The sequence below is a fragment of the Streptomyces sp. NPDC060002 genome (assembly GCF_042737245.1).
GTDB lineage: Bacteria > Actinomycetota > Actinomycetes > Streptomycetales > Streptomycetaceae > Streptomyces.
The window spans coordinates 16,267-42,459 of the sequence record NZ_JBHWUW010000038.1 but is presented as its reverse complement, the minus strand read 5'-3'; the positions used below and the strand labels follow the sequence as shown (position 1 = coordinate 42,459).

Sequence of the window (26,193 nt, the reverse complement as noted above, 5' to 3'; positions counted from 1 at the left end):
GACGAGGCCTCGAGCCGTGGGCACTCGCGCACAGCACCCGACGTCGCTTCTGGGCCACAACCCGCCTGATTCGCCGACGCGTTGACAGGCGGGGCCAGCGGGCGTTGACTGACGGGCACGGTGTATGGCAACGGTCCCGGGCTTTCCGGACCGGCCCACCACTCTCAGTTCGCCGGGACCCCGCGGATCGCAGAGACCAATGCGAACCGGAGGTTCGCCCGTGCTCTTGTGGATCGTGCTTTTCGTGCTGGTCCTGGTCGTTTTCGGGCTCGGCTTCACCCTTCACATCCTCTGGTACGTCGCGGTGGCCCTGTTGATCCTCTGGGTGATCGGTTTCCTGATGCGGGGACGGTTGAGCGGACGAAGCACCGGTAGGAGTCATCGCTGAAGCGGACCGGGCGAAGCGGGGCCGACAGCCCCGCCATGCCGAAGAAGCCGCGCTGCAGGCCATAACCGAGCTGTGAGGCCAAGGAGGCAGGAGATGGCGCGTGGACACCTACGCACCAAGACATTACAGAGCGCGTTTGAGAAGTCGAAGGGCAAGCCACTGGAGATCGGCGGGAAGACGGTCCATCTCGCCTACGACGTTCCCCTGGAGTGGCCGTCCAAGCGGGCGACTCTGTCCTTCACGTCCTTCACCGACAGCCCTGTACAGGGAGTCTGCCTTGCGATGCCGGAGGGAGAACTGACGATCAACGGCCTCCGCACCCCGACTGCGTGTCTGTGGGCCGACGCGGCCCCGGCCGCGGTGGGGATCCAATTCCTGCGGTTTCCCAACTCGTCGGCTGCGCTGCGGGTGTGGAACTGCTGGCGCGGCACGACCGGCGACACGCTGGCCTGGACCGAGAATGCCGGCCTGGTCGTACAGGCCGCAGACGACGGGATGTACCGGTTCGCATGCAGTGACGGCGTCGGGCCGGCTGACTTCACCGACCTCACGTTCGACCTGAGGATCGAGACGGCGATTCAGGACACCAGGGACGTCACGGGCCTCGCTGGAAGGGAATGACCGTGGAAGAGAACAGGTGGGGATACCGGCAGAACGCCTCGTACCAGCCGGGAGTCGACCTGACCGGATTCGGGGTCGAGGCCACCGACGGAAGTATCGGAATGCGGGAAGCAGCCGTCTGTGCGACGCAGGGCGCGCTGACCTCGCACGGTATCTGCAACCTGCGGTCAGGACTATGCTGTTGAGTGAAACCCCAGACCCCGGTATCGACGCTGTGTCCAGCTCCCGGGGAGGCCCACTGTGTTCGTTCTGCTTCTCATCCTGATCGTGCCCCTGTTCGGCCTCGGTTTCCTTCACCCGTTCTGGTGGCTGGCCGCCGCGTTGCTCGTCTTCGCCGCTGTCCGCCACGGCCGCGATCGTGGCGGCGGCCTGGGGGGCGGCGGCAACGGGCCGGTGGAGTACCGGGACTACGAGGAGCGGCGGGATCGTCAGGAACGCTGGGACCGCCGCTACAGCCGCCGGAACCGGGCGCGTTGGGGGCGCGAGGACCGTCGGGATCGCGAACGCCGCAGGTGACCCGTGAAGTGGCCCGGCAACCAGGAGGGTTGCGGGGCCGCTTCCGCCGGACCGGACCCATTCAGCCAGTCGAGAGGTACGCCATGCAACGCACCCCCTGCCCAGGACGCTAACTGCGACGACGGTCCGGGCGATCGCCGACCGACCGGTATCCGGCTGGGGTCGGGCCCGAGAGGCGCTCGTCGCAATGGCGAGCGAGCATCGTTTCAACCGAGGGTGGTACTACAGGGGCGCCGAGATGGTGCGTCTCGCCTTGGCAGTCAGTGAGGCCGAGGGCACCGACCTGGTACCCGAAGCGTTCCTGCGGGAGCTGCCGGGCAGAGGGGACGCGGTCCGTGTGATCCTCCTGCGCGCTGGGCTGCTGGCCGAGGCGTCGGAGCCTCTGCGGTTCTACCCGGCCGATCAGCCCAGCACGCCTTACATCACCGTACCGGCACCCCGGCCGCCGCTCACGCCGCGCCAGTGCCGGGACTGCCATGCGTGGATCCCCGGTGGCTGGCGAGGGTTCCGCTGCAGCCCCTGCAAGCACTGGCGCGAGAAGTACGTCCGAAGCCGTCGGCTGACCGCTAGCGCAGTTCCTGTCCCGCCGCCCAGCCCGGAGCGTCGAGGTTGATGGGCGAGTCGCCAACGAATTGGGCGAGCTGCGTTTCCAGCTCGGCGAGTTCGGCGGCGCCCAGACGCACTTCCCAGCGGGCCCGCACCTCGTCGAAGATCGCCGTGCTCTCGGTGATCAGCCCGATCCCGTGATCGGTGATCCGGATGTTCTTGCGGCGGATGTCGGCGGGGTCGGTCTCGGTGGTGACGTACCCGCGTTCGACGAGCGCGGCGATCGTCTTCGCTGCGGCCTGCTTGGTGATGGCGAGTCTGCGGGCCAAGTCCGAGGCGCTGTCGGCGCCGGCTCGGATGGCCCGGATCGCGTACTCGTGCGACGGCCGGGCGTCGGGGTATCCCCGGGTCGCCAGCTCCCGGACCACTTCGTCCACCAGATTGCGATAGCTGCCCAGGAGCAGCAGGGCGAGATCGGCGCCGGATCGTGAGGACATGACCACAGTCTAGATCCCCCCTTGACATAGACAACCAAGTTGACCAACACTGGGGTCAACCTGGTTGTCTATCTTGGGAGTCATCGCATGACCAGCTCTTTCGTGACCGCCTCGCCCTCCGTGGCGGGCGTCACGCACCACACCGCCGAGGTCAACGGCACCACGTTGCACTACGTCTCGGCGGGCGACACCGGCTCCCCGATCCTGCTGGTGCACGGGTGGCCGGAGTCCTGGTGGGCCTTCCGCGACGTCATCCCGCTGCTCGCCGCCACCCACCGGGTGTTCGCCGTCGACCTGCGCGGCTTCGGCGACTCCGGCATCGCCGACGGCGACCACGACTTGGCCACCATGACGGAGGACCTGCACCGGCTGGTCGCCCACCTCGGCGTCGGGCCCGTGCACGTGACCTGCCAGGACATCAGCGGCGGGCCGGTCTTCGCGTTCGCGGCCACGCACCCCGGCGACGTCCTCAGCTTCACCGGCGTCGAGACCACCCTTCCGGGGTACGGCTGGGAGATGCTGGCCGACGTGAGGAACGGCGGCTCCTGGCACGTGGGATTCCTGGCCGCCCCGGGAATTCCGGAGCTGTTCCTGGCCGGCCGCGAGCGAGTGATGCTCGACTGGGCCGTCTCGGTGATGACGATGGTGCCGGGCGGGGTCACCGAGGCTGACCTCGACGAGTTCGCCCGCACCTACGCGCGGCCGGGCGGCTGGCGCGGCACCGAGGGGCTCTACCGTTCCTCCCTGACCGGCGGCGACCGGATGCGGGCACTGGCCGAGTCGCGGCCGCTGACCGTTCCCGTGCTCGCCGTCGACGGCATCAACGCCCCCTTCACCGAGCGGACGATGCGCCAGGTCGCCGGCGACGTCACCGCGGTCACGATCCCGGACGTCGGGCATTTCGTCGCGCAGGAGGCGCCCGCCGCCTTCGCCACCGCGGTCGGCGACTTCGTCGACCGCGTCGACCGGAGCCGCTGAACGGCCGAGTCCCTGCACCGCCACCCTCCGTGCCCTCTCCGGCCTGCCGCTGACGCGGCCTCGAGCCGGGGCAGCGCCGTTGCCTCCCGGATTCGTGCTGCCGAGGTGGGCAACTCCCGCGCCGACACCTTCTCCGTACCCAGGCGGCCCACGCCGTCCAGATCAACTGCCTAGCGTTGATTTTTCGCTGAAAGCTACGGACGGTCCGACGGCCAGGTGGGGCCGAAAGAACCTGGAACAACCGTCCCCGACCCACCCCGCCCTGGGGCCAGATCACGTTGCCCGAGTGGGGCCAGAACTACCTGCTCAAAACTCCCCCATGAGTCGCTCTGTGATCGGCGCAGGTGACCCATCTCGAAGGATCTGGCCTCCGTCTCAAGTGACCTGGTCTGATTCGCCTCTGGTCTCAGGCGATCGGGTTCAGCGGCAGAGCTCCATGATGGCGTCGTCGAAGTCGGGGAACTCTCGCGTGGCCTGCTCAATCACGACAGCCTGTACGGCTCGGCCGCCGCCCTCGTCTTCAACAAGCTGTTCTTTCCGGGCTCCGACCCGCTCGTCGGCACGCTCCTGTCGTTCCTGACCTACGCCGTCGGTTTCGCCGCGCGGCCGCTCGGCGCGCTGGTCTTCGGGCACTACGGGGACCGACTCGGGCGCAAGAAGGTGCTGGTGCTGAGTCTGCTGCTGATGGGCGGGGCGACCTTCGCGATCGGGCTGCTGCCGACGCATGCGACCGTCGGGAGCGCCGCCCCCGTCCTGTTGACCGTGCTGCGGCTGGTCCAGGGCTTCGCCCTCGGCGGTGAGTGGGGCGGAGCCGTTCTGCTGGTGTCCGAGCACGGGGACGCGCGACGACGCGGCTTCTGGGCCTCGTGGCCGCAGACGGGCGCGCCCGCGGGGCAGTTGCTCGCGACCGGTGTGCTGTCCCTGCTCACGGCCGTGCTCTCGGACGCCGCCTTCGCCTCCTGGGGCCGGCGGATCCCCTTCCTGGCTGGTGGTCGTCGGTCTGTGGATACGTCTGTCCGTCGATGAATCCCCGGTGTTCCAGCAGGCGTTGGCGCAGGCCGAGGCCCGCAAGGCGGTGCGGTCGGCGGAGGCGGAGACCGAGCCGCTGCCGCTGGTGTCGGTGCTGCGGCACCACTGGCGTGACGTGCTCGTCGCGATGGGCGCGCGGATGGCGGAGAACATCTCGTACTACGTCATCACCGCGTTCATCCTCGTGTACGCGACCACCTCGGCCGGCGTCTCCAAACAGACCGCGCTCAACGCCGTACTCATCGCCTCCGCCGTGCACTTCGCGGTGATCCCGGCCTGGGGTGCGCTGTCCGACCGGGTCGGGCGACGCCCGGTGTACCTGCTGGGCGCGGTCGGGATCGGGCTCTGGATGTTCCCGTTCTTCTCGCTCGTCGACACCGGCACCTTCGGCAGCCTCGTGCTCGCCGTGACGGTGGGTCTGGTGCTGCACGGGGCGATGTACGCGCCCCAGGCCGCCTTCTTCTCCGAGATGTTCGCGACCCGGATGCGCTACTCCGGCGCGTCCATCGGCGCCCAGTTCGCCTCGGTCGCGGCGGGTGCGCCGGCGCCGCTGATCGCCACCGCGTTGCTGGCCGAATACGGCAGCTCCACCCCGATCGCCCTCTACGTGATCGCCGCGGCCCTGTTGACGGTCGTCGCCGTGGGGGTCGCCGAGGAGACCCGCCACCGTGACCTGAGCGACGGTGACCTGGCCGGCGCCCACCCCGGCGTGGGCGCGGAGCACCCGCAGACCGAGGCCACGGCCGCGCGCACCGTCTGATCCCTGGCCTCGCGCCCGCCGCACAGCCGCCTCCGTACGCCGTCCGCGCGTGTACGGAGGTCGGTCAGTGCGGTGCCGGAGTCGCCAACCGGTGCAGTATCAGTGCCAGTTGGATCTCCAGTGCGCGGGCCGGACTCTGCCAGTCGTCGCCCAGGAGGCGGCCGACGCGTTCGAGTCGCTGGGCCACCGTGTTGACGTGGACGTGGAGTTCGTCCTTGGTGCGGGCCGGGCTCGCGCCCGAGGCGAAGTACGCGTCCAGGGTGCGCAGCAGGTCGGTGCCGCGTCGTTCGTCGTAGGCGACGACGCGGCCGATGGCGCGGTCCACGAAGCCCGCCACGTCCCGGTCGCCGGCGAGGAGCAGTCCCAGGAAGCCGAAGTCCTCGGCGGCCGCCCCTTCGCCGGAACGGCCCAGCAGCCGCAGGGCGTCGAGACAGCGGCGGCCCTCCGCGTACGCGGCGACCACCGTGTCCGGATCGGCGGCGAGGCCCCGCACCGGTGCGGACGCGCCGACGGTGACCGCTTCGTGGACGGCGGTGCCCAGGTGCAGCGCGGTACTGCGGGCCAACTCCGTCGCGGTGTCCCCGGGTTCGAGCGGCAACAGCAGGACGGTGCCGCCGTCGCGGGCGGCGGCCAGGCCGTGCCGGGTGGCGGCGAGGTGGGAGGCGGCGGACCACAGGCGACGGCGCGCGGCCGCCTCCTGGTCGGCGTCGGGTGCGGCGGCGTCGAGGCGGGCCGCGAGCACCACGTGGGTCGCGTCGAGGTCGGCGTGCAGTCGGGCGGCGCGCTCCCGCAGCAGGCGCGGGTCACGGTCGCGGGCCTCGATCAGGTCGTCGAGGAGTTCGCCGCGCACGCGCTGTTCGGCCTCGGCGGCGGACCGTCTGGCCAGCAGCAGCAGGGAGGTGACCATCGCGGCCCGCTCCAGGGTGCGCTGGTCGACGGGGTCGAGGCCCGGGTGGCCGCGGAGCACCAGGGCGCCGAGCAGTTCCCCGCCTGCCGAGACCGCCGCGATCCAGTCCTGCTGATGGCGTACGGCGTGACCCTCCGTGCGGGAGGCCTCCACCGCGGCGGCCGGTGCGGTCTCCAGGAACTCCACGGTGCCGTCGAGCACTTGGGAGACCGCGGCGGCCACGTCGTGGACCCCGCCGCCGCGCAGGACCAGTTCGGCCAGCCGGTCGTGCACGTCGGAGGCGCGCTCGATGACCGCGCTGCGGTCCTGGATGATCTCGTTGGCGCGCTCCAGACCGGCCAGGGCCGAGCGCGTCTCGGTGAGCAGGTTGGCGGTGTCGATGGCGGCCGCGGCGAGCGCGGCGAAGGACCCCAGCAGGGCGATCTGCTCCCGTTCGAAGACCCGGGCGCGTCGGTCCGCGGCGAACAGCACCCCGATGACATGGGGTCCCAGCGTCAGCGGCACCCCGAGGATCGCGACCAGTCCCTCGTCGCGTACGCCCGCGTCGATGGTCGTCGTGTGCCGGAAACGGTCGTCGCGGAAGTAGTCGTCGGTGACGTAGGGGCGGGCCGTCTGGGCGACCAGGCCGCCGAGCCCCTCCCCCATTCCGAGCCGCAGCTGCTGGAAGCGGGCGGCGACCGACCCCTCGGTGACCCGCATGTACGTGTCGCCCCTGGCCGGGTCGTGCAGGCTGAGGTAGGCGATGTCGGTGCCGAGCAGCGAGCGGGCCCGTTGCACGATCGCCTGGAGTACGGCGTCCACGTCGCGCGGGCCCGCGAGGTCGTGCGCCGTCTCGAAGAGGGCGGACAGCTCGGCCTCCCGTCGGCGTCGGCCCTCCAGTTCGGAGCGGACCCGCAGGGCGAGCAGCTTGGCGTGTTCGAGTGCCGCGATCCGCTCGCCGGACGCTCCCTCGGCGCGGGCGAGCAGCACGGGCCGGTCGTACGCCTCGGCGGCCGCGCCCCGGGCGAGCAGCTCGAGGAACGGCGCGTCGGCCTCGTACCTGGGACCGGGGGCTGCCATGGCGCCCTTCAGGTGATCGCGGGACATGCTCACAGGATTCCTCATCGCCGGGCCGCCCCGTCAGCCCTGTGGACAACTCCGCCGAGGCGGGACGGCAGGGTGCTCGGTGCGCTCAGTGCGCGGTCCAGCCACCGTCGAGGACCAGCGAGGTGCCCGTCATGAAGGACGCCTGCGGGCCGCAGAGGTATGCGACGGCCTCGGCGACCTCCTCCGGTTCGATGAGCCGTTTGACGGCGCTGTCCCGCAGCAGCACGTCGGCCAGTACCCGTTCTTCGGGCACGCCGTGCGTCCGCGCCTGGTCGGCGAGCTGCCGCTGCACGAGCGGGGTGCGCACATAGGCGGGATTGACGCAGTTGGAGGTCACACCGTGGGGCGCGCCTTCGAGGGCGGCGGTCTTGGAGAGGCCCTCGAGTCCGTGTTTGGCGGCGACGTACGCCGACTTGTAGGCGGAGGCGCGCAGTCCGTGCACGGAGGACACGTTGACGATACGGCCCCAGCCCTGCCCGTACATGTGGGGCAGGGCGCCGCGGATGAGCCGGAACGGCGCCTCCAGCATCACGGTGAGCACCGTGTGGAAGACGTCCGGCGGGAACTCCTCCAGCGGGGCCACCCGTTGCAGCCCGGCGTTGTTGACCAGGACGTCGGTCCCGGCGGCGGCGAGTTCGGCGGCGTCCAGGTCGGTGAGGTCCAGTACGTACGGTTCGACCGAACCGGGCAGACCGGCCGCGCTCCCGGCGAGCGTCTCCAGGCCTGCCGCGTCCCGGTCGACGGCGCGGACCTTGGCCCCGGTGGCCGCGAGCCGCAGCGCACAGGCCCGTCCGATGCCGCCGGCCGCGCCGGTGACGAGGGCGGTGCGACCGCCGAGGTCGAGCGAGGGGATGGCGAAACCGGGTGCGGCGACCTGGGGCGAAGTCATGCGACGAGCCTAGGCAGAGCCGGGCCCCCGCCCCATGTGGTCACCGCCCATGCTTCACGCGGAGGGCGTGGTCTCGAACCATGTGGGTTCGTCGGTGAGCGCCTGCTTGATGCGGAACAGCTGCCGGTCCTGCATCGGCGGCAGCGCGTCCAGCGCGAACCAGCCGACCTCGACGGACTCGTCGTCGTTGACCCGCGCCTCGCCGCCCACGGCCCGGCAGCGGAACGTGACGTCCATGAACTGACACTCGTCGCCGTTGGGGAACTCCATCCGGCTCCCGGCGCGGATCAGGACGACACGCTCGGGGACGCAGTGCACGCCCGCCTCCTCGTACACCTCACGCACCGCGCAGTCCGCGGGCTGCTCGCCCGGGTCCGGGATGCCGGAGATCACGCACCACTGGTGGTTGTCCGCGCGCTGGCCGAGCAGCACCCGCCCCTCGTCGTCGAAGACGACGGCGCTGACGCCGGGAAGCCAGAGCAGTTGGTGACCCGCGGTGGCCCGGATCTCGGTGATGAAGTCAGGAGTAGGCATGCGGCGACCCTATCCGGGCCGCCTGTTCAGCCGGTGGCGCTCCGTCGGGCCCGCACACCGGCGCCGATCGCCCATCCCAGGCCGCCCACGGCGACGAGCACCAGGGCGATCTCGGGCAGGATGCCGAGCTTCGTCGCCGGCGTCTCGGAGGAGCGCAGGGGCACCTTCTGCACCAGGGAGTCCGCGACGAACATGCCGGTCTTCTGGGTGATCTTCCCGTCCGGCATGATGATCGCGCTGACGCCGCTGGTCACGGGCACCGTGACGGTACGGCTGTGCTCGACGGCGCGGACCCGCGACATGGCCAGCTGCTGGTAGGTCATCTCGCTGCGGTCGAAGGTGGCGTTGTTGCTGGGCACGGAGATCAGCTGGGCGCCGTGGGTGACCGTGTCGCGCACGGCCCAGTCGAAGGCCGCCTCGTAGCAGGTGGCGAGGCCGACCTCGGTGCCGTCCATGTCGAACACGCCCGGCTTGCTGCCCCGGCTGAAGTCCTGGCCGACCATCGAGGTCCAGTTCTCGTTGATGGCGCCGATGAACGAGCGCAGCGGGAGGTACTCGCCGAACGGCTGGACCTGCCGCTTGTCGTACGTCTGGGTGGGTCCCTCGACCGGGTCCCACAGGATCTGCTCGTTGTAGAGCTTGCCGTCCCGCTCGACCACGCCACCGACCGAGATGGGGGCGTTGATCGCCTTGGCCGCCTTGTCGATGACGGCGGCGGCGTCGGCGTAGGCGAAGGGGTCGATGTCGGAGGAGTTCTCGGGCCACAGCACGAAGTCGGGCTGGGCGACCTTGCCCGCCTTGACCTCGGCGGCCAGGCGCTCCGTCTCACGCGCGTGGTAGTCGAGCACGGCGCGGCGCTGGGCGTTGAACTCCAGGCCTAGCCGGGGGACGTTGCCCTGGATGAGGGCGACCGTCGCGGTGCCGTCCTCCGCCTTGTCGCTGACCAGCGAGCGGGCGGCCACCGCGCCGACGACCGGGAGGGCCACGCTGAGCAGGGCCAGGGCGGCCGCCGACCGCCGGACCTCACCCGAACGCCGCCGCTCCAGGACGAGGCGCACGACCTCGTACAGGCCGAAGCCGCACAGGACGACGGCGAAGCCGAGCACGGGGGTGCCGCCGACCGCGGCGAGGGACAGGAAGACGCCGTCCGCCTGACCGAAGGCGATCTTGCCCCAGGGGAAGCCGCGGAAGGGCACACGCGCGCGTGCCGCCTCGCCGGCGATCCAGAGCGCCGCCGCCCACAGCGGCCAGGCCGGCAGCTTCGACACGGCCGCGACGCCCACGCCGACCAGCGCGACGAAGACCGCCTCGATGACCACCAGGGCGAGCCAGGGCCCGGGACCGACCTCGACGCCGGTCCACACCAGGAGCGGCAGCAGGAAACCCAGCCCGAACAGGTAGCCGAGACCGAGCGCGGCCTTCCAGCTGCGCCCGCGCAGCACCCAGCCGAGGACGGCGAAGGCCGGCAGCGCCAGCCACCACAGGGTGCGCGGCGGGAAACTGACGTAGAGCAGCACTCCGGAGAGCGCCGCTGCGGCGGCCGGGACGAGGCGCAGGAGCCGCGCGCCGCGCGAAGGCCGCGCGGCCTGGGGCTCCAGCTGGTCCGGCTGGCCCACGGAAGTTGCGGTGACGGTCACTCCGGGAGTGTACGGCGCGTGACCTTTTGGCCGACAGCGCAGTCCGAGGGGCCGCCTCCGCTTACCGCCCAACCCGGCGCAACTCATCCACAAACCGCACATCAGCCGTTACGGTGTGCCAGTGCCCCAGTCGCGCGCGGGCGACCGGGGTCCGTCACGGTTCAGGGCCGTCACGGTCGGGGGCGACCGGGTTCGGGGGACGGGTGGGTTCCACGGGGATGACGTCTGCGGCCGACGCGGACGCGGACGGGGAAAGACGAAACGTTTCCGACGCGGCGGGCGTGGTCGTGCTCGGGGCCTGCGCCATCTGGTCCCTGGTCACCGCCGCCGTGCACGGCGGACGCCCCGAGGGTGTCCTGCTCGCGGTGCTGGCGGTGGCCGCGGGCTATGCGGCGGGGCGGATCCTCGGAGTGCTGCTGCCGGTCGCCGCGCCCTGTGCCGGGGCGCTGGCCGGGCTCGCCCTGTCGGTGGTCCGGCCCCGGCTCGCTCCGGGCCCCGAGATCGTCGCGCCGCTGGGCCACGCCGGTGCCACCGCCGCGGTACTGACCCTGTCGGCCGGTGCCGCGTGCTGCGCCGCCTGGGCGACGGCCGTGCCGGTGCTACGGCTCGGGCTGTGGCTGCTCGCCGCAGGCATCACGGTCGCCGGGGCCCTCCTGGGTTCGACCACGGCCGTGGTGACGTCTTGCGCTGTGCTGCTGTGCTCCCTGGCCGCCGGCCGGCCGCGCCACCGGGGACCGGCTCTCGCGGCCCTGGCGGTGACCGCCGCCCTGGTGACGGGCCTGACCTGGGCGCTCGCCGGGAACGCGCTGTCCGGTGGCCGCGCCGGCGCGCTGACGGACCGGCTGACTCCGCACCGGGTCGATCTGTGGCGCGACGCCCTGGGCATGGCGCGCCGGGAGGCCGGCCTCGGCGTGGGTCCCGGGCGCTTCGGGGAGCTGAGCGGTACGGCGGCGCAGTCGGCGCTGTCCGACGGCAAACCGCACTCGGCGCCGCTGCAACTGGCGGCGGAGCAGGGTGTCGTCGGTGTGCTGTTGCTCGCCGCGGCCTTCTGCTGGGTGCTGTTCACCCTGTGGCGCGCGCCGCGCCCCACTCCGGTCGTCCTGACCGCGGGTGTCGCGCTCACGGCCGTGGCCGCCGTCGCCGCGATCGGCAACGCGCTGAGCTTCACCACGGTGTCGGTCGGCGCGGGGCTGCTGGCCGGCCTGGCCACGGCCCGACCGCTCGCCGAGGAGCCCACGGTGCCCGAGGCCCGGCCGGAGCTCTACCGGGACCTGCACCAGGGGGACCGCCCGGCCGCCTGACCCCGGGCGCGTACCCGGTACGGGCTTCAGGGCGTGGCGCCCGGGGTGCCCGGCCGCAGCCGGTCCCTGATGGCGCGCACCGCCGACTCCGCGTCGTCCACGGTGATCGTGAACGTGTGACCGTCCCAGAGCCGCAGCAGCACGCCCTCGCCACGGCGGACGACGACGGCCGTACCCTTCTCCGGCCGCCAGCGGTAGCCCCAGCCGCCCCAGTGGCGCGGGGTGACGAGCGGTACGAAGTCGGCCGCGGCGACATGGGCCAGCGGGATGCGACGGCGCGGCAGCCCGATGTGGCCGCAGCGCACTTCGAGCGATTCCTTGTCGAGCTTCAGGTCGACGTGGACGAAGGCGAGGGTGCCGAAGAGAACCAGCAGCCCGGCGGCGATACAGCCGACGACGGACATGGCGAGCGGAGCGGTGCCGGACGTCCACGCGGATTCGACGGCGAGCTCGATGCCCAGCGCCATGCAGGCGGCGCCGACGAGCGCCAGCACCCACTGGAACCGGTTGGTGGCGCGCCCGGTCCAGACGTCGGGATGCGGGGCATCGGCATGCGGGACGTCGGGAAGCGGGAGGCTCTCGTCGTGGGGGTGGTCCCTCATATTCATGAGGTTACTCAGGTTTCGCTGCGCCGGTAGCACGTTGCGCAGGGTGACTGCTCCGCCCGGGCGGCGAGCGGCCCCGAAGAGCCGGTCCCGCCCGTCGGTCACCGGGCGGGGCTGACGGCCTCCAGCAGTCGGCCTTCCGCGTAGGCCAGGGCGGGCGCCGGGAGATTGCCCGGACGGCCGCTGAGGAGAACCGTCACGGTGCCGAGCGCCGCCGCCTCGGGTGCGGGGCGCGCGCCGATGCGGCGCAGCGCCTGCGCGGCCACGGCGCCGGCCGAGCCGTGCAGGACGAGCGGCGGCCGCCCGGGGCGCTGCAGGGCGGCACGGATGCGGTCGGCGACCAGTTCGTAATGGGTACAGCCCAGGACGACGGTCGTTACTTCCTCCGGGGTGAGGGCGGCGGCCGCGGTGACCGCGGCGTCGATCGCCGGCTCGTCCGCGTGCTCGACCGCCTCCGCCAGTCCCCAGCACGGCACTTCGGCGACCGTGACGTCACCGGCGAAGTCCTGGATGAGGTTGCGCTGGTAGGGGCTGCCGGTGGTGGCGGGCGTGGCCCAGATCGCGACGGGGCCGCCGCCGGCCGCGGCCGGCTTGATCGCCGGGACGGTGCCGATCACCGGGATGCCGGGTTCCAGGAGGGACCGCAGGGCGGGCAGGGCGTGCACGGTCGCCGTGTTGCAGCCGACGATGAGGGCCTCGGGCCGGTGCGCGGCGGCGGCCGCGGCGACGGCCACGGCTCGCTCGGTGAGATCCTGCGGAGTGCGCGGTCCCCAGGGCATGCCGTCGGGGTCGAGGGAGAGCACGAGATCGGCGTCGGGTCGCAGGCGCCGTACCGCGACGGTCGCCGCCAGCAGGCCGATTCCGGAGTCCATGAGCGCGATCTTCACCCGGCCACCATAGACGATGTGCTCTTGCGGCCCGGTGGCGTGGGGCAGACTGCGCGCGTGAGCGCCATCGTGTGGATCGCCGCCGTGAGTCTGGCCTCCTGGCTGTGGCTGCTGCTCTGTCAGGGCTTCTTCTGGCGCACGGACATCGGGCTGCCGGCCCGGGAGGAGCCGCGGGAGTGGCCGTCCGTCTGCGTCGTCGTCCCCGCGCGCGACGAGGCGGCGGTACTGTCCGCGAGCCTGCCCTCCCTGCTCGCGCAGGACTACCCGGGGCGGGCGGAGATCTTCCTCGTCGACGACGGCAGCTCCGACGGCACGGGAGAACTGGCGGGCGCGCTCGCCCGCAGGCACGGCGGGCTCCCGCTGACCGTGGACTCGCCGGGCGAACCTCCCGCGGGCTGGACCGGAAAGCTGTGGGCGGTGCGTCACGGCATCGGGCTGGCACGTGCGCGTGAGCCCGAGTACCTCCTTCTTACGGACGCCGACATCGCGCACGGGCCCGACAGTCTGCGGGAGCTGGTGGCGGCGGCGCGCACCGGCGGGTTCGACGCCGTCTCCCTGATGGCACGGCTGCGGGTGGAGAGCCGGTGGGAGCGGCTGGTGGTGCCCGCCTTCGTCTACTTCTTCGCGCAGCTCTACCCCTTCCGGCGGATCGGCCGGCGCGGGGCGCGGACGGCGGCCGCGGCGGGCGGTTGCGTCCTGCTGCGCACCGACGCGGCCGAACGGGCGCGGATCCCGGACGCCATCCGGCATGCCGTCATCGACGACGTGGCGCTCGCGCGGGCCGTGAAGGGTGCGGGCGGCCACATCTGGCTGGGTTTGGCCGACCGTGTGGACAGCGTGCGCCCGTACCCGAGGCTGCACGACCTGTGGCGGATGGTCTCGCGCAGCGCCTACGCGCAGCTGCGGCACAGTCCGCTCCTGCTGACCGGCACGGTGCTCGGCCTCGCGCTGGTGTATCTGGTGCCTCCGCTCGCCCTGCTCGGCGGGCTCGCCGCCGGCAGTACGGCCACCTCGGTGTTCGGCGGTCTGGCCTGGCTGGTGATGACGGGGACGTACGTCCCGATACTGCGCTATTACCGTCAGCCGCTGCTGCTCGCTCCCCTGCTGCCGTTCACCGCGTTCCTCTATCTGCTGATGACGGTCGACTCCGCGGTCCAGCACTACCGGGGGCGCGGCGCGGCCTGGAAGGGCCGCACCTACGCCCGTCCGGACGCCGTCGCCGACGAGGGCTGAGCCGTCGTACAGGGCACCCTGTGTACAGGGGCCCCGACCGCACGGGCCGCTATTTGCGGCCCGGCGTCCAGTTCATGCCCCACCCATAGGTGTGGTCGACGGTCCGCTGCGGGCTCACCCCGCGCTCGGGCACCAGGTAGCGGGCCTCGCGCTGGACGACGAGGTCGCCCCCGTTGTTGGTGATCAGCGCGAGCGCGCACACGGTCGAGGGGACGGTGCACTCGTCCAGGGAGAAGTCGATCGCGGCGCCGAACTGAGGTTGCAGCGTGACCGTGGCGTGCAGGTCGGCGAAGGAACGGGCGCCCTCGTAGATGGTCACGAAGACGAGGATGCGCCGGACGTCGTTCTTGTGGTCGAGGTTCACGGTGAGGTTCTCACCGCTCGTCACGGCACCGGTACGGTCGTCGCCGTCGAGGTGGATGTACGGCGGTTGGTGCAGGGCCCCGAAGGCGTTGCCGAGGGCCTGGACCACGCCCTTGCGGCCGTCGGCGAGCTCGAACAGGGCGCACAGGTCGAGGTCGAGGTCGTTGTGCATGGCGACCGCGCGGCCGCGCTTGCTGCCCCACCCGGAGAACTGCTTGCGCACCTCCCAGTTCAGGTTCACGCGCAGGGTGCCCGAGGTGCCGCCCTGCTTGCTCAGGGACACCGACGGGGCGGCCTTGGTCAGCGTCACCTTGGTCAGCCGGACGGGTGCGACGGGCGGTGCCGGCGGCGGAGGCGGCGGGGCCTGGTGGACGGGCGGGGGCACCGTGGCCGGAAAGGCGGGCATGGTCGGCTGCCGGGACGGCGGAGGCGGCGGAGCCTGATGGGCCGACGGGGCCGGGGCAGCCGCCTGCTGCGGCTCGTCCACGGCGATCCCGAAGTCGGTGGCCAGGCCTTCGAGACCGCTGCCGTAGCCCTGCCCGACGGCCCGGAACTTCCAGGCGCCCTGGCGGCGGTAGAACTCCCCCAGCACGAAGGCCGTCTCCACCGTCGCGCCGGCGCTGTCGAACCGCGCCACGACGGTGCCCTGCGCCGCGTCCCGTACCTCGATGTAGAGGTCCGGCACCCGGCCGAACGAGCCGCCGTCCGACGAGGCCGCCAGGACGATGGTCTCGATCGCGGGCTCCACGCGCGCGAGGTCGACGAGAAGGCTGTCGGTCACCCGGCCCCCCGCTTCGCGCTTGCCCTCGTGGCGGACGGCTCCGGAGGAGTGGGCCGGCTGGTTGTAGAAGACGAAGTCCGCGTCGGAACGGACCTTTCCGCCCACCAGCAGCAGTGCCGACGCGTCCGCGTCCGGAACACCCGTTCCCGAGCGCCAGCCCAGTTCGACCCGCAGCGCCGTGGTCGGCACCGGAGCATTGGACCCCTTCGACATTGACATGTACGCCCCCATCGCGTGTCAGTGCACCGGGCCGCGCGCCTCGGCACCCTCGGGTTGTCTTTCCGGCCAACCTATTCCGCGGGACGGCGAACTCCCATCGGGAGCGCAGGATCAGCCCTGACCGACCGGCGGTAACCCGCTCGGAACTCGGCCTTTACACGATCGGAAGGACTCCCGCCGTCCTTTTTTCCCAAGTTCGCTCACATTGGGGGTCCAAGGTCACTGCGGACACGGAAATCAACCCTCTTATCGGTCTCCCCAACCAGCACATCGTGGGCTTAACTTATGTGCCATGACCTCCCCCCGCTCCACCTATGGCGGCGGCTACTACGCCTCCTTCCCGGACACTCCGATCTACGACTCACTCGTGGCCGAGCGGGGCACCCCGCAGATCGCCCCGATCCGGGTCCCCGCCGCGTACGACATGGGCGGCAGCAACCTGCCCGCGCTGCCGTCGGCGCTGCCCGCTCTCCCGGCGGGCCCCTCGCAGTCCTACGGCTCGCAGTCCTACGGCTACCCGCAGGCGCAGCAGCCCGCGCCGTTGCAGCAGGCTCCGGCGGCGTACATCCCGCCGCAGCCCGCGCCGCGCGGCTACCCCGGACCCCAGGCGCAGCAGCAGCCGCGTCCGGCGGGCCCCGGCACGGGCTACGACGCCATGCGCCCGGCCGCTCCCCGGCCCGCCGCTCCCCAGTACCAGGACCCGTACAACCAGCAGTACCGGGGTTACTGAGCCCAGGGGGTTGTCGGTGCCACCTGGCAGGATGACCCCATGGGGCATGTGGAGCTGCTGTCGTTGCACGTACATCCGGTCAAGGCGTTCCGGGGCCAGACACCGCGGGAGGCCGTCGTGGAGCCCTGGGGGCTGGCCGGAGACCGACGGTGGGCGCTGATCGACGACGGGGGAAAGGTCGTCACACAACGCCAGCAGCCGCGCCTCGCGCTCGCCGCCGCCGAGCTGCTGCCCGGCGGCGGTGTCCGACTGTCCGCGCCCGGTCTGGAGCCGCTGACCGTGCCGGTGCCCGAACCGGTGGGCACGGTGTCGATGGAGATCTTCCGTGACAAGGTGGAGGGGGTCCTCGCCGACGACACCGCGCACGCCTGGTGCAGCGCCCACCTCGGCGCCGACGTGCGGCTGGTGCACATGGACGACCCCGCGACCCGCCGGCCCGTCGACCCCGGGTACGCGCGGCCCGGCGAGACCGTCTCCTTCGCCGACGGATATCCGCTGCTGGCCACCACGACCGCTTCCCTCGACGCCCTCAACTCGCTGCTCGCCCGGGGCGAGCACGCCGGGGAGGGGCCGCTGCCGATGAACCGCTTCCGGCCGAACCTGGTCCTGGCGGGCACCGAACCGTGGGCGGAGGACGGCTGGTCGCGGCTCGCCGTCGGCGAGGTCGAGTTCCGGATCGCGAAGCCGTGCGGCCGATGCGTCGTGACCACCACCGACCAGGGCACCGGGACACGCGGCAAGGAACCCCTCTACACCCTGGGCCGGCATCGACGCCTCGGCGGCAAGCTGGTCTTCGGACAGAACCTGGTGCCTCTCGGTCACGGCACGATCAGAGTCGGTGATCCTGTGCGCGTCATCGCATAGTTCCGGCCCAGGTCGGAACCCGGGCGGTCCGTGGGAACCCCCGCCCGGCTCCAAAGCGTTGGGATGGGGTGAGAAGTTCATGAGAGGTCCCGGGCTCTGGTGATTTCGCTCTCTCTTTCCCCGGGCTCGCGCGTGAACGGCTCCAACGGGGGTTATCACGGAGCGGGAAGGGGGTGCGGGCGGTGCGAGCGATCGGCGGAATCTGGCGCTGGCGACACAACCCACTGCGCCGTAGGACGGATCTGGTCGAGGCGTGGGTGGCCTTGTCGGCTTTGCTGCTGATCCTCCTCGTCGCGCCCGTGGTGGGTTCCCTCGCCGGCGCCGTGACGCAGGATGTCCTCCAGCGGTCGGTCCACGAGCAGCGGCAGTCCCGCCACGAGGTCACGGCCACCGTGGTGCGGAAAGCCGACGGTTCGCCGCTGGAGGTGGACCCGGAGACGGCCACCGGCCGGGAGGCCCGCACCCGGGTCGTCGCGGACTGGACGGCACCGGACGGCACGGCACAGCACGGCATGGTCCTGGCGGGTCTCAAGACCCCGCACAGCGGCGACCACTTCGAGATATGGACGGACGGGCACGGTGCTCTGGTGGCCCGTCCGCTGGACTCCGCCACGGCGACGACGCACGCCGTGCTGGCCGGCTTCGGCGCGGCCCTGCTCACCGCGGGCGCCGTCGAGGGCGGTCGGAGGCTGATCGTCTGGCGCATGGTCCGTCGCCGCCACGCCCGCTGGGACCAGGCATGGGACCGGGCGGGCCCGGACTGGGGCCGCACCGGCACCGGCAGTTGACGGCCTTCCGTCTCTGGTCAACCCACCACCCGCGCGCACGCTACGGTGGTCCGGCCGAACCATTCGGCATCAACCCGCGTACCACGAGGTGGGGGCACAGCAACGCCATGGCACAGGGCACGGTCCAGGTGACGCACACCGGCACATCGAGGTGGCGGCGCCGCACGGGTGAGTACGCGTCGCTCGCCGCCGCCCTGGAGGCCGCGGCCGAGGGCGACGTCCTCACCATCGCTCCCGGAACCTACCGGGAGAACCTGGTCGTGGAGCGGTCGGTGACGCTGCGCGGTCCCGAGGGCTCCCCCGGTTCCGTGCGCCTCGCGCCCGTGGACGGGGTGCCGTTGACCGTGCGCGCCTCGGCGGTGGTACAGGACCTGCACGTGGAGGGCCAGGACGCGGCCGCGCCCGCGGTGCTCGTCGAGGACGGCACCCCGGAGCTGCTGGACCTGCGGATCGTCACGCGGTCCGCGGCGGGCATCGAGGTGCGGGGCAGTGCCCGCCCGACGGTCCGGCGGTGCACCGTCGACAACCCGGCGGGCATCGGCATCGCCGTGGTCGACGGCGGCGGCGGTGTCTTCGAGGAGTGCGAGGTCGTCTCGGCGGGGCAGGCCGGCGTCTCGGTGCGCGGCGGCGCCCACCCCCGGCTGGAGCGCTGCCGGGTGCACCACACGTCGGGCGCGGGTCTGAGCGCTACCGGCGACAACTCCTCCCTGGAAGCGGTGGGCTGCGAGGTCTACGAGGTCAGGGGCAGCGGTGTCCAGATCACCGCCCGGGCCACCGCTCACCTCACCGACTGCGATGTGCACCGCACGACCTCCGACGGCGTCACGCTCGACACGGACGCCGTGCTCACCCTGGCCGACTGCCGTATCCACGACATCCCGGAGAACGCGGTCGATCTGCGCTCCCGTTCCGTACTGACGCTGACCCGCACGACGGTGCGTCAGTTCGGTCGCAATGGGCTGTCGGTCTGGGACCCGGGCACCCGCGTGGACGCCAACCAGTGCGAGATCTTCGACAGCACCGGCGACTACCCGGCCGTCTGGGTCAGCGACGGCGCCACCGCGGTCCTCGACTCCTGCCGGGTGCACGACGTGCCCGACGCCCTGTTCGTCCTCGACCGGGGCTCCCGCGCGGACGTCGTGGACAGCGACCTGTCCCAGGTGCGCAACACGGCCGTGTCGGTGAGCGACGGCGCGACGGCCCAGCTCGACGACTGCCGGATCCGGGACGCGGCGACCGGCGCGTGGTTCCGCGACCACGGCAGCGGCGGCACCCTCAACAACTGCACCGTGGACAGCACGCAGACCGGCGTGATCGTCACCAAGGGCGCCGACCCCACCGTCGAGCGCTGCACCGTCGACTCCCCCGCCGAGGCCGGGTTCTACGTGTCGGCCGGCGGCCGCGGCACCTTCCTGAACTGCCGGGTGACGAACAGCGGCGGCTATGGCTTCCACGTGATAGACGGCAGTCGTACGACGCTGCGCAAATGCCGTACGGAGCGCTGCGCGCGCGGCGGGTACGAGTTCGCCGACGCCGGGGCGGACGGGGGATCGGGCTCCGGTCCCGTGGTCGAGGACTGCACCAGCGACGAGAGCGCGGGCGTGCGGACACCCGGGGCCGCGGCGGCGCCGGAGACGGTGGTGCAGACGACCGCGCAGTCGCCGGGCCTGCTGGGCGTGGTCCCCGAGCAGCGGGTCACCGCGCCGGAGCCGCAGCGGGCCGCCGGTGAACCGGAGCCGTCGGTGCGGAGCTCGAAGGACGTGCTCGGCGAGCTGGACACGCTGGTGGGCCTGGAGAGCGTCAAGCGCGAGGTGCGGGCCCTCATCGACATGATCGAGGTGGGCCGGCGCCGTCAGCAGGCCGGACTCAAGGCCGCGTCCGTCAAGCGCCATCTGGTCTTCACCGGCTCCCCCGGCACCGGCAAGACGACGGTCGCCCGCCTCTACGGCGAGATCCTCGCCGCCCTGGCCGTGCTGGAGAAGGGGCATCTCGTCGAGGTGTCCCGCGTCGACCTGGTCGGCGAACACATCGGCTCGACGGCGATCCGCACCCAGGAGGCCTTCCAACGGGCGCACGGCGGTGTGCTGTTCATCGACGAGGCGTACGCGCTGTCGCCGGAGGACGCCGGCCGCGACTTCGGCAAGGAGGCCATCGACACCCTGGTGAAGCTGATGGAGGACCAGCGGGACTCGGTGGTGGTGATCGTGGCGGGTTACACGGCGGAGATGGAGCGCTTCCTCTCGGTCAACCCCGGTGTGGCGTCCCGTTTCTCACGGACCATCACCTTCGGTGACTACGGCCCCGACGAGCTGTTGCGGATCGTGGAGCAGCAGGCCGAGGAGCACGAGTACCGGCTCGCTCCGGGTACCGCGGACGCCCTGCGGAAGTACTTCACGGAGCTCCCCAAGGGACCCGCCTTCGGCAACGGGCGTACCGCGCGCCAGACGTTCGAGGCGATGGTGGAGCGGCACGCCGGCCGGGTCGCCCAGGTGGCCGAGCCGAACAAGGACGACCTGACGCTGCTGTACGCGGAGGACCTGCCCGAGCTGCCCTGATCGGATCCGCTCGGATCCGCTCGGATCCGCTCAGGTGCGCTCAGGTGCGCTGCACGGGCAGCTCCGGTCGCAGCCGTCCCAGCAGCATCTCGCGCTCCTGCGCGAACGCCGGGTCGGCCTGGTAGTCGGAGTGGCCCAGGATGGGCGCGGGCAGCGGGTGTTCCTCGTCGCGGCCGTACGCCAGAGGGTCCGCGAGGGGCTCGCGGTCCACCTGGGGGCCACAGTCGTCGCCGGCCAGCCGGACCGGGCCGCCGATGGGGTCGGTGAGCCGGTAGAGGTTGCGCCAGCAGGCGATGTCCTCGTGCAGGGCGGCGAGCGCGGCCGGACCGAAGTGGGCCGGGAACCAGCGGCCGTAGAGGCGCTCGATCGGGGAGCCGTAGGTGAGCAGGGCGACCCGTTTGCGGTCGGAGGGTTTCAGCTGCCAGGCCGCCGCGGCCGCGAGGACGCTGCCCTGGGAGTGACCGGAGATCACCAGACGTCCGCCGGTGGCGCGCGTCCAACTCGCCATCCGCCAGGTCAGGTCGGGGACCGCGCGCTCGGCGTAGCAGGGCGGGGCGAAGGGGTGCGCGGCGCGCGGCCAGAAGGTGCCGACGTCCCAGAGGATGCCGATCGTGCGCCGCGCGGAGGCGTCCTTGTAGGCGCGCCGGCCCCAGGTGACGAAGAGTACGAAGCCGAGGCCGATGAGCCAGGAGCCCATCGCCTGTGCGGTCTGGGCGGCGCCCTGGACGAAGGGCTGGGCGCCGTCCCCTGCGCGGACCGGGGTCTTCCCGGTGGCGAAGGCGCCGACCAGCGCGCCCGCGCCCAGGAGCAGGGTCGCGGTGGAGACCACGGCGACGAGGAGCGGGCCGCGGTCGGTGAGGGTGGCCATCGCGCGGGCACGGGCGATGCGACGGGTGCGGGCCGGGTCCCCGGGTCCGACCCCGTACTCGCGGCCCACCGCGTCCTGCTCGGCCCGGGTGAGCAGCCAGGTCTGCCGGCCGAGCAGTCCGCACAGCGCCAGCAGGACGACGAGCAGCACGGGGATCGCGGACGCCTGCCAGGTCAAGAGCACGGGCGGCCCGTCGAGGAAGGTCCCGGTGCCGTCCAGCCAGTCCGACACACGCTGCGACACGCCACCGGACATCACCCCGCCGAGCGCGCAGGCCAGCATCGCGACAGCGGGCCCACCGAGCCCGCGCAGGGCGCAGCGCTCCTGCTGGACGAGCTGGACCCGCTCGACGGCAGTGGCCCCGTTCGCGTCCGCGGACGTGGAGCGCTCGCGAGGGCAGTGGTGCAGAAGGCGGGCGACGGCCGCGAGGGCGATCACCAGGACGCCCTGGGCGACGGCGAGGCCGCCGAACGTCGCGTCGCCGGGGAGCCGGCCCTCGGAGTGCCAGCCGGGGCGCTCCCACCCGGCGTACACGAGGGTGAGGGCGAGCAGGACGAGGGCGGCCGACGGCAGCCGGTGGACGAGGTGCGCGTCGACGCGGCGGTCGAGGCGGTGCTCGCTGCGGCCCCGGCGGCACACCACCCACACCGTGGCCAGCGCGCCCGCCACCAGGGACGCCTCCAGCAACCGGCCGAGCCCGTCGAGGAGGGCGGGGCCGCCGGGTCGGCGGTCCTGGCGTACGGCCGCCGTACCGACCGCCGCGGCCACCGTCAGCAGTCCCGCCGCGGTGTGCGCCGCGCGGAGGCGGGCCACCAGCCGGCGCCCGTACCAGAAGCCGGGCCGGCCGAGCGCGGTGTGATCGGGGCCGTTCTCGGGTTCGGGCGCGCGGTCGAGGGGTTGCTGGGACTCGTACGCCCGCCAGGTGCGGTGGGACAGGTACCAGAGGAGGCCGACGAGGGCGGTGGGGACCAGGGCGGCGAGGGCGAGCCGTCGGCCGGGCAGGCTCCACCAGCCGCCGTCGGAGAGCGCCGGCGAGAGGAAGCCCAGCCAGGAGTGACGCTCGGCGCACGCGGTCGTGCCCGCGCACTGCCAGGCGGTCAGGTCGAGGGCGACCTCGCAGGCCGCGGCGACGAGCAGCACCGTCAGGCTCAGCGCCGCGAGCCGCACGAGCAGTCCGTACAGACGCACGGCGCGGACGCCCTCCCGTGCGGCGGGCCGCATCCAGTGGGCGAGGTTGACGACCATGAACGGCAGCAGCAGGAGCCACAGGGCACGGGTGCCGTTGCCCGAGGTGAGGTTGGACCACACATAGGCCTCGGGAACCGGGGCGTCGCGGCCGCGGTCGTCGGCGGGGCCGGTGTCCGCGGTGACGTCGTCGGCGCGCCGGAAGACGGCCGCCGTGTCGTCACCGGTGATCCGCACCGTGCGCGGGTCGCTGAGCATCTTCTCGGGCGTGGCGCCACCCACGCCGTGGACCAGGAGTTCCAGGGCCGTTCTGGCCGCTGAGGTTCTGTCCCCTGAGGTTCTGTCCCCTGAGGTTCTGTCCGCTGAGGCACGTTCCACTGTTCGCACTTCCCCCGTGACACGCCTTCGACATGCGTCCGTGCGGACATAAGGATCGCCACTTCAAAGGCTTGATACACCTCCCGTCACGGAACCTCCCCGGACCGGGTGGGGAACACCCATGCCTCGTACGAGTGGCATGCACGCGTCGGGGTGGTGGACCGTCTGTGAGCGGGCCGTGCGAGGATGGGACGCCCCGCACCGGAATCGGCGAGAATGGCCTCGTCGGAGCAGGTGAGCGGGCCTGTCGGACGGGCTGAGGGAAAGGACCGGAGCGTACGTGAGTGAGAATCAGAACCTCCTCGCGGAGCAGCGCCGCGCCCTGATCCTGGACGAGGTACGCCGCCGGGGCGGCGTACGGGTCAACGAGCTGACCCGCAAGCTCGGCGTGTCGGACATGACGGTGCGCCGCGACCTCGACGCGCTGGCACGACAGGGTGTCCTGGAGAAGGTGCACGGCGGCGCGGTGCCGGTCGTGGAGGCGAGCACCCACGAGCCGGGCTTCGAGGCGAAGTCGGGCCTGGAGCTGACCGCCAAGGAGGACATCGCGAAGGCCGCGGCGGAACTCGTCGCCCCGGGCAGCGCGATCGCGCTGTCGGGCGGTACGACGACGTACGCGCTGGCGCATCACCTGGTGGACGTGCCGGATCTGACCGTGGTGACCAACTCGGTGCGCGTGGCCGACGTCTTCCACGTGGCGCAGCGCACCTCGGGTCCCCGGCAGGGCGCGGCCACGGTCGTGCTGACCGGCGGGGTGCGCACACCGTCCGACTCTCTGGTGGGTCCGGTCGCCGACCAGGCCATCGCGGCGCTCCACTTCGACGTGCTGTTCCTCGGTGTGCACGGGATATCGGCCGAGGCCGGTCTGTCGACGCCGAACCTCGCGGAGGCCGAGACCAACCGGCGTCTGGTGCAGTCGGCGCGCCGGGTGGTGGTGGTCGCCGACCACACCAAGTGGGGTGTGGTGGGCCTGAGTTCGTTCGCGGCGCTGGAGCAGGTCGACACTCTGGTGACGGACGCGGGGCTGCCGGAGGCGGCGCGCGTGGAGGTCTCCGAGCAGCTGCGGCGGCTGGTGGTGGCCGGCGAGCCCGGTGAGGGTACAGACATCTGAAGGGCCTGCGGCTAGGGTGACGCACCCGTTTCCTCGCCATGAGGAGGTCGCGCGCATGGCTCACCGGTTGCGTCCCGAAGGGCTCGCCTTCGTCGAGACCGCTCCTGTACGGCTGGTTTTCGCCCGGGAGGTGTCCGCTCCCCCCGAGCGGGTCTTCCGCGCGCTCGCCGAGGACGTGTCGGGCTGGGCGGAGTGGTTCCCTGCCGTGACGTCCGTCCAGCCCCTGGACGACGGCGCGGGGCGCGACGTACGGCTCAGGGGCGGCACGCGTTTCCGGGAGACGGTCCTCCTGGCGAAGGATCCGGAGGTGTACGCCTACCGCGTGGACGTGACCAACGCGCCGGGCGTGCGGGCGCTGGTCGAGGAGTGGCGGCTGTCGCCGGCCGGGGCGGGGACGCGGGTGCAGTGGACGTTCGCCGCCGACGGGAACGGCGCGTTCCGTGCGGTTCTGCGGCTGGCCCGGGCGGGTCTGGGGCGGTCGTTCCGGGGCGCGGTGACGAAGCTGGACCGCCGGCTCACCCCGTAGAGGGCCCCGGCCCGCCCCCTCGGGCAGCGCGTGGAAGTCAGGCCGGCCACGCGCCCGTGGCCAGCAGCGACTCGATCACGGCGGTGTACGGCGCGATGTCCAGACCCTGCTCGGCGAGCCAGGCGTCGGAGTAGTACTTGTCGAGGTAACGGTCGCCCGGGTCGCACAGCAGGGTGACCACGCTGCCGCGCTGTCCGTCGGCCACCATCTCGGCGACGATCTTCAGCGCGCTCCACAGTCCGGTGCCCGTCGAGCCGCCCGCCTTGCGGCCGATGGCCCGTTCCAGGGCGCGTACGGCGGCGACGCTGGCCGCGTCCGGGACCTTCATCATCCGGTCGACGGCGCCGGGCACGAAGCTGGGCTCCATGCGCGGCCGCCCGATGCCCTCGATGCGTGAGCCGCAGTCGCAGGTGACGTCCGGATCGCCGGTGGTCCAGCCCTCGAAGAAGCACGAGTTCTCCGGGTCGGCGACGCAGATGCGGGTGTTTCGCCGCGTGTAGTGGACGTACCGGGCGAGGGTCGCGGAGGTGCCGCCGGTGCCGGCCGTGGCCACGATCCAGGCGGGCTCCGGGAACCGCTCCCACTCCAGTTGGCGGAAGATGGATTCGGCGATGTTGTTGTTCCCGCGCCAGTCCGTGGCCCGTTCGGCGTAGGTGAACTGGTCCATGTAGTGACCGTCGCTGTCCGCCGCGAGGCGGGCGGACTCCTCGTACATCGTGCGGGAGTCGTCGACGAAGTGGCACCGGCCGCCGTGGAACTCGATCAGGCGGATCTTCTCGGCGCTCGTCGTGCGCGGCATGACCGCGATGAAGGGCACGCCGATCAGCTTGGCGAAGTACGCCTCGGAGACGGCCGTCGAACCGCTGGACGCCTCGATCACCGGGCGGTCCGGCCGGATCCAGCCATTGCACAGGCCGTAGAGGAAGAGCGAGCGGGCGAGTCGGTGCTTGAGGCTGCCGGTGGGGTGGGTCGACTCGTCCTTGAGATACAGGTCGATGCCCCACTTCTCGGGGAGCGGGAAGCGCAGCAGATGGGTGTCGGCCGAGCGGTTGGCGTCGGCCTGGACCTTGCGGACGGCTTCTTTCAGCCAGTCGCGGTAGGCGGTGTCGCTGCGGTCGACGTCGAGGGTGGCGCCGGTTCTGCCGGTCTGGGGGGTGGTCACGGCGGGCTCCTTCAGGCTTCGCGCCGACGGTGGTCCGCGCGGCCGACGCACCGATCATAAGCACCAGCCGCACGCTTCTCACCTGCATAAACACACCTTTGAGAGCCTCAAAGGCGGCCCTGGGGGCGGCTTTGGGCGCGCGGGGGCGCATTCCCGCGAATGCTCCGGACGGGTAGCGCCGAGGCGTCGTGCGCACTGGTGCTCGACGCCGGGCGCGGGCAGACTGCACCGGGTCGGGCGATGGTCCGG

The 26,193-nt window shown here is 72.3% G+C and carries 22 protein-coding genes and 1 pseudogene; 13 read left to right on the top strand and 10 right to left on the bottom strand.

Translation table 11 applies throughout. The annotated features are described in order from the left end of the window. The first annotated feature begins 220 nt into the window (after positions 1–220). The 3 genes from ACFWBD_RS28245 to ACFWBD_RS28235 all read left to right on the top strand — a co-directional run bounded on the left by ACFWBD_RS28245 (position 221) and on the right by ACFWBD_RS28235 (position 1,525). Positions 221–388: a hydrophobic protein gene (locus ACFWBD_RS28245; RefSeq protein ID WP_385672492.1), complete on the top strand. Its 168-nt coding sequence runs from the start codon at positions 221–223 to the stop codon at positions 386–388. Between the two features lie 93 nt (positions 389–481). After that, positions 482–1,009 carry a hypothetical protein gene (locus tag ACFWBD_RS28240; protein WP_385672489.1) on the top strand — a complete coding sequence of 176 codons (528 nt, stop codon included), beginning with the start codon at positions 482–484 and terminating at the stop codon, positions 1,007–1,009. 240 nt (positions 1,010–1,249) lie between these two features. After that, complete coding sequence (locus ACFWBD_RS28235) at positions 1,250–1,525, top strand: hypothetical protein (RefSeq protein ID WP_385672486.1); 276 nt, start codon at positions 1,250–1,252, stop codon at positions 1,523–1,525. Positions 1,526–2,091: 566 nt separating this feature from the next. Here the strand turns inward: ACFWBD_RS28235 and ACFWBD_RS28230 are convergent. After that, positions 2,092–2,568 (bottom strand): MarR family winged helix-turn-helix transcriptional regulator, encoded by a 477-nt coding sequence (locus ACFWBD_RS28230; protein ID WP_033532175.1) that lies wholly within the window; start codon positions 2,566–2,568, stop codon positions 2,092–2,094. A gap of 87 nt (positions 2,569–2,655) precedes the next feature. On the opposite strand from ACFWBD_RS28230, the gene ACFWBD_RS28225 reads away from it, so the two are divergent. Together ACFWBD_RS28225 and ACFWBD_RS28220 are read left to right on the top strand one after the other, a co-directional pair. Next, a complete protein-coding gene (locus ACFWBD_RS28225) occupies positions 2,656–3,546 on the top strand; it encodes an alpha/beta fold hydrolase (protein WP_385672482.1) in 891 nt (296 codons plus the stop codon). A 492-nt stretch (positions 3,547–4,038) separates the two neighbouring features. Continuing rightward, positions 4,039–5,335 (top strand): annotated as a pseudogene (locus ACFWBD_RS28220) (MFS transporter); the annotation flags it as partial. Between the two features lie 64 nt (positions 5,336–5,399). On the opposite strand, the gene ACFWBD_RS28215 reads toward ACFWBD_RS28220, so the two are convergent. The 4 genes from ACFWBD_RS28215 to lnt form a co-directional block, all read right to left on the bottom strand. Beyond that, positions 5,400–7,328 (bottom strand): helix-turn-helix domain-containing protein, encoded by a 1,929-nt coding sequence (locus tag ACFWBD_RS28215; protein WP_385672479.1) that lies wholly within the window; start codon positions 7,326–7,328, stop codon positions 5,400–5,402. Positions 7,329–7,413: 85 nt separating this feature from the next. Continuing rightward, the gene (locus ACFWBD_RS28210; protein ID WP_385672476.1) at positions 7,414–8,217 is read right to left on the bottom strand and encodes a 3-hydroxybutyrate dehydrogenase; all 804 of its coding nucleotides are present in this window, start codon (positions 8,215–8,217) and stop codon (positions 7,414–7,416) included. A gap of 54 nt (positions 8,218–8,271) precedes the next feature. After that, entirely contained in the window at positions 8,272–8,751 is a 480-nt protein-coding gene (locus ACFWBD_RS28205) for an NUDIX domain-containing protein (protein WP_385672473.1), read from the bottom strand. Between the two features lie 26 nt (positions 8,752–8,777). Continuing rightward, positions 8,778–10,388, bottom strand: a complete 1,611-nt coding sequence (gene lnt / locus ACFWBD_RS28200) for an apolipoprotein N-acyltransferase (RefSeq protein ID WP_385672470.1) — start codon at positions 10,386–10,388, stop codon at positions 8,778–8,780. 218 nt (positions 10,389–10,606) lie between these two features. Between lnt and ACFWBD_RS28195 the strand changes: the two genes are divergently transcribed. Further along, a complete protein-coding gene (locus tag ACFWBD_RS28195; RefSeq protein WP_385672467.1) occupies positions 10,607–11,689 on the top strand; it encodes an O-antigen ligase family protein in 1,083 nt (360 codons plus the stop codon). Between the two features lie 26 nt (positions 11,690–11,715). On the opposite strand, the gene ACFWBD_RS28190 is transcribed toward ACFWBD_RS28195, so the two are convergent. Further along, positions 11,716–12,291 (bottom strand): hypothetical protein, encoded by a 576-nt coding sequence (locus tag ACFWBD_RS28190; protein ID WP_385672464.1) that lies wholly within the window; start codon positions 12,289–12,291, stop codon positions 11,716–11,718. A gap of 104 nt (positions 12,292–12,395) precedes the next feature. After that, positions 12,396–13,181 (bottom strand): glutamate racemase, encoded by a 786-nt coding sequence (locus ACFWBD_RS28185; RefSeq protein WP_385672461.1) that lies wholly within the window; start codon positions 13,179–13,181, stop codon positions 12,396–12,398. Positions 13,182–13,250: 69 nt separating this feature from the next. On the opposite strand from ACFWBD_RS28185, the gene ACFWBD_RS28180 reads away from it, so the two are divergent. Beyond that, positions 13,251–14,414: a glycosyltransferase gene (locus ACFWBD_RS28180; RefSeq protein ID WP_385672611.1), complete on the top strand. Its 1,164-nt coding sequence runs from the start codon at positions 13,251–13,253 to the stop codon at positions 14,412–14,414. 49 nt (positions 14,415–14,463) lie between these two features. Here the strand turns inward: ACFWBD_RS28180 and ACFWBD_RS28175 are convergent, their stop codons facing one another. Then, entirely contained in the window at positions 14,464–15,771 is a 1,308-nt protein-coding gene (locus tag ACFWBD_RS28175) for a TerD family protein (RefSeq protein WP_385672608.1), read from the bottom strand. A gap of 298 nt (positions 15,772–16,069) precedes the next feature. Between ACFWBD_RS28175 and ACFWBD_RS28170 the strand changes: the two genes are divergently transcribed. The 4 genes from ACFWBD_RS28170 (at position 16,070) to ACFWBD_RS28155 (ending at position 20,714) form a co-directional block, all read left to right on the top strand. Beyond that, positions 16,070–16,507, top strand: a complete 438-nt coding sequence (locus ACFWBD_RS28170; RefSeq protein ID WP_385672457.1) for a DUF6643 family protein — start codon at positions 16,070–16,072, stop codon at positions 16,505–16,507. Between the two features lie 39 nt (positions 16,508–16,546). Next, entirely contained in the window at positions 16,547–17,371 is an 825-nt protein-coding gene (locus ACFWBD_RS28165; protein WP_385672454.1) for an MOSC domain-containing protein, read from the top strand. A gap of 182 nt (positions 17,372–17,553) precedes the next feature. Continuing rightward, positions 17,554–18,159 (top strand): hypothetical protein, encoded by a 606-nt coding sequence (locus ACFWBD_RS28160; RefSeq protein WP_385672451.1) that lies wholly within the window; start codon positions 17,554–17,556, stop codon positions 18,157–18,159. A gap of 107 nt (positions 18,160–18,266) precedes the next feature. Next, positions 18,267–20,714, top strand: a complete 2,448-nt coding sequence (locus ACFWBD_RS28155; RefSeq protein ID WP_385672448.1) for a right-handed parallel beta-helix repeat-containing protein — start codon at positions 18,267–18,269, stop codon at positions 20,712–20,714. A gap of 40 nt (positions 20,715–20,754) precedes the next feature. On the opposite strand, the gene ACFWBD_RS28150 is transcribed toward ACFWBD_RS28155, so the two are convergent. Beyond that, positions 20,755–23,025, bottom strand: a complete 2,271-nt coding sequence (locus tag ACFWBD_RS28150; RefSeq protein WP_385672605.1) for a hypothetical protein — start codon at positions 23,023–23,025, stop codon at positions 20,755–20,757. A gap of 400 nt (positions 23,026–23,425) precedes the next feature. Between ACFWBD_RS28150 and ACFWBD_RS28145 the strand changes: the two genes are divergently transcribed. Beyond that, positions 23,426–24,256, top strand: coding sequence for a DeoR/GlpR family DNA-binding transcription regulator (locus ACFWBD_RS28145; protein ID WP_385672445.1), 831 nt, complete (start codon positions 23,426–23,428; stop codon positions 24,254–24,256). A gap of 55 nt (positions 24,257–24,311) precedes the next feature. Then, a complete protein-coding gene (locus ACFWBD_RS28140; protein WP_385672442.1) occupies positions 24,312–24,782 on the top strand; it encodes an SRPBCC family protein in 471 nt (156 codons plus the stop codon). Between the two features lie 37 nt (positions 24,783–24,819). Here the strand turns inward: ACFWBD_RS28140 and ACFWBD_RS28135 are convergent, their stop codons facing one another. Beyond that, positions 24,820–25,944, bottom strand: a complete 1,125-nt coding sequence (locus ACFWBD_RS28135; protein WP_385672439.1) for a PLP-dependent cysteine synthase family protein — start codon at positions 25,942–25,944, stop codon at positions 24,820–24,822. Positions 25,945–26,193: the final 249 nt, after the last annotated feature.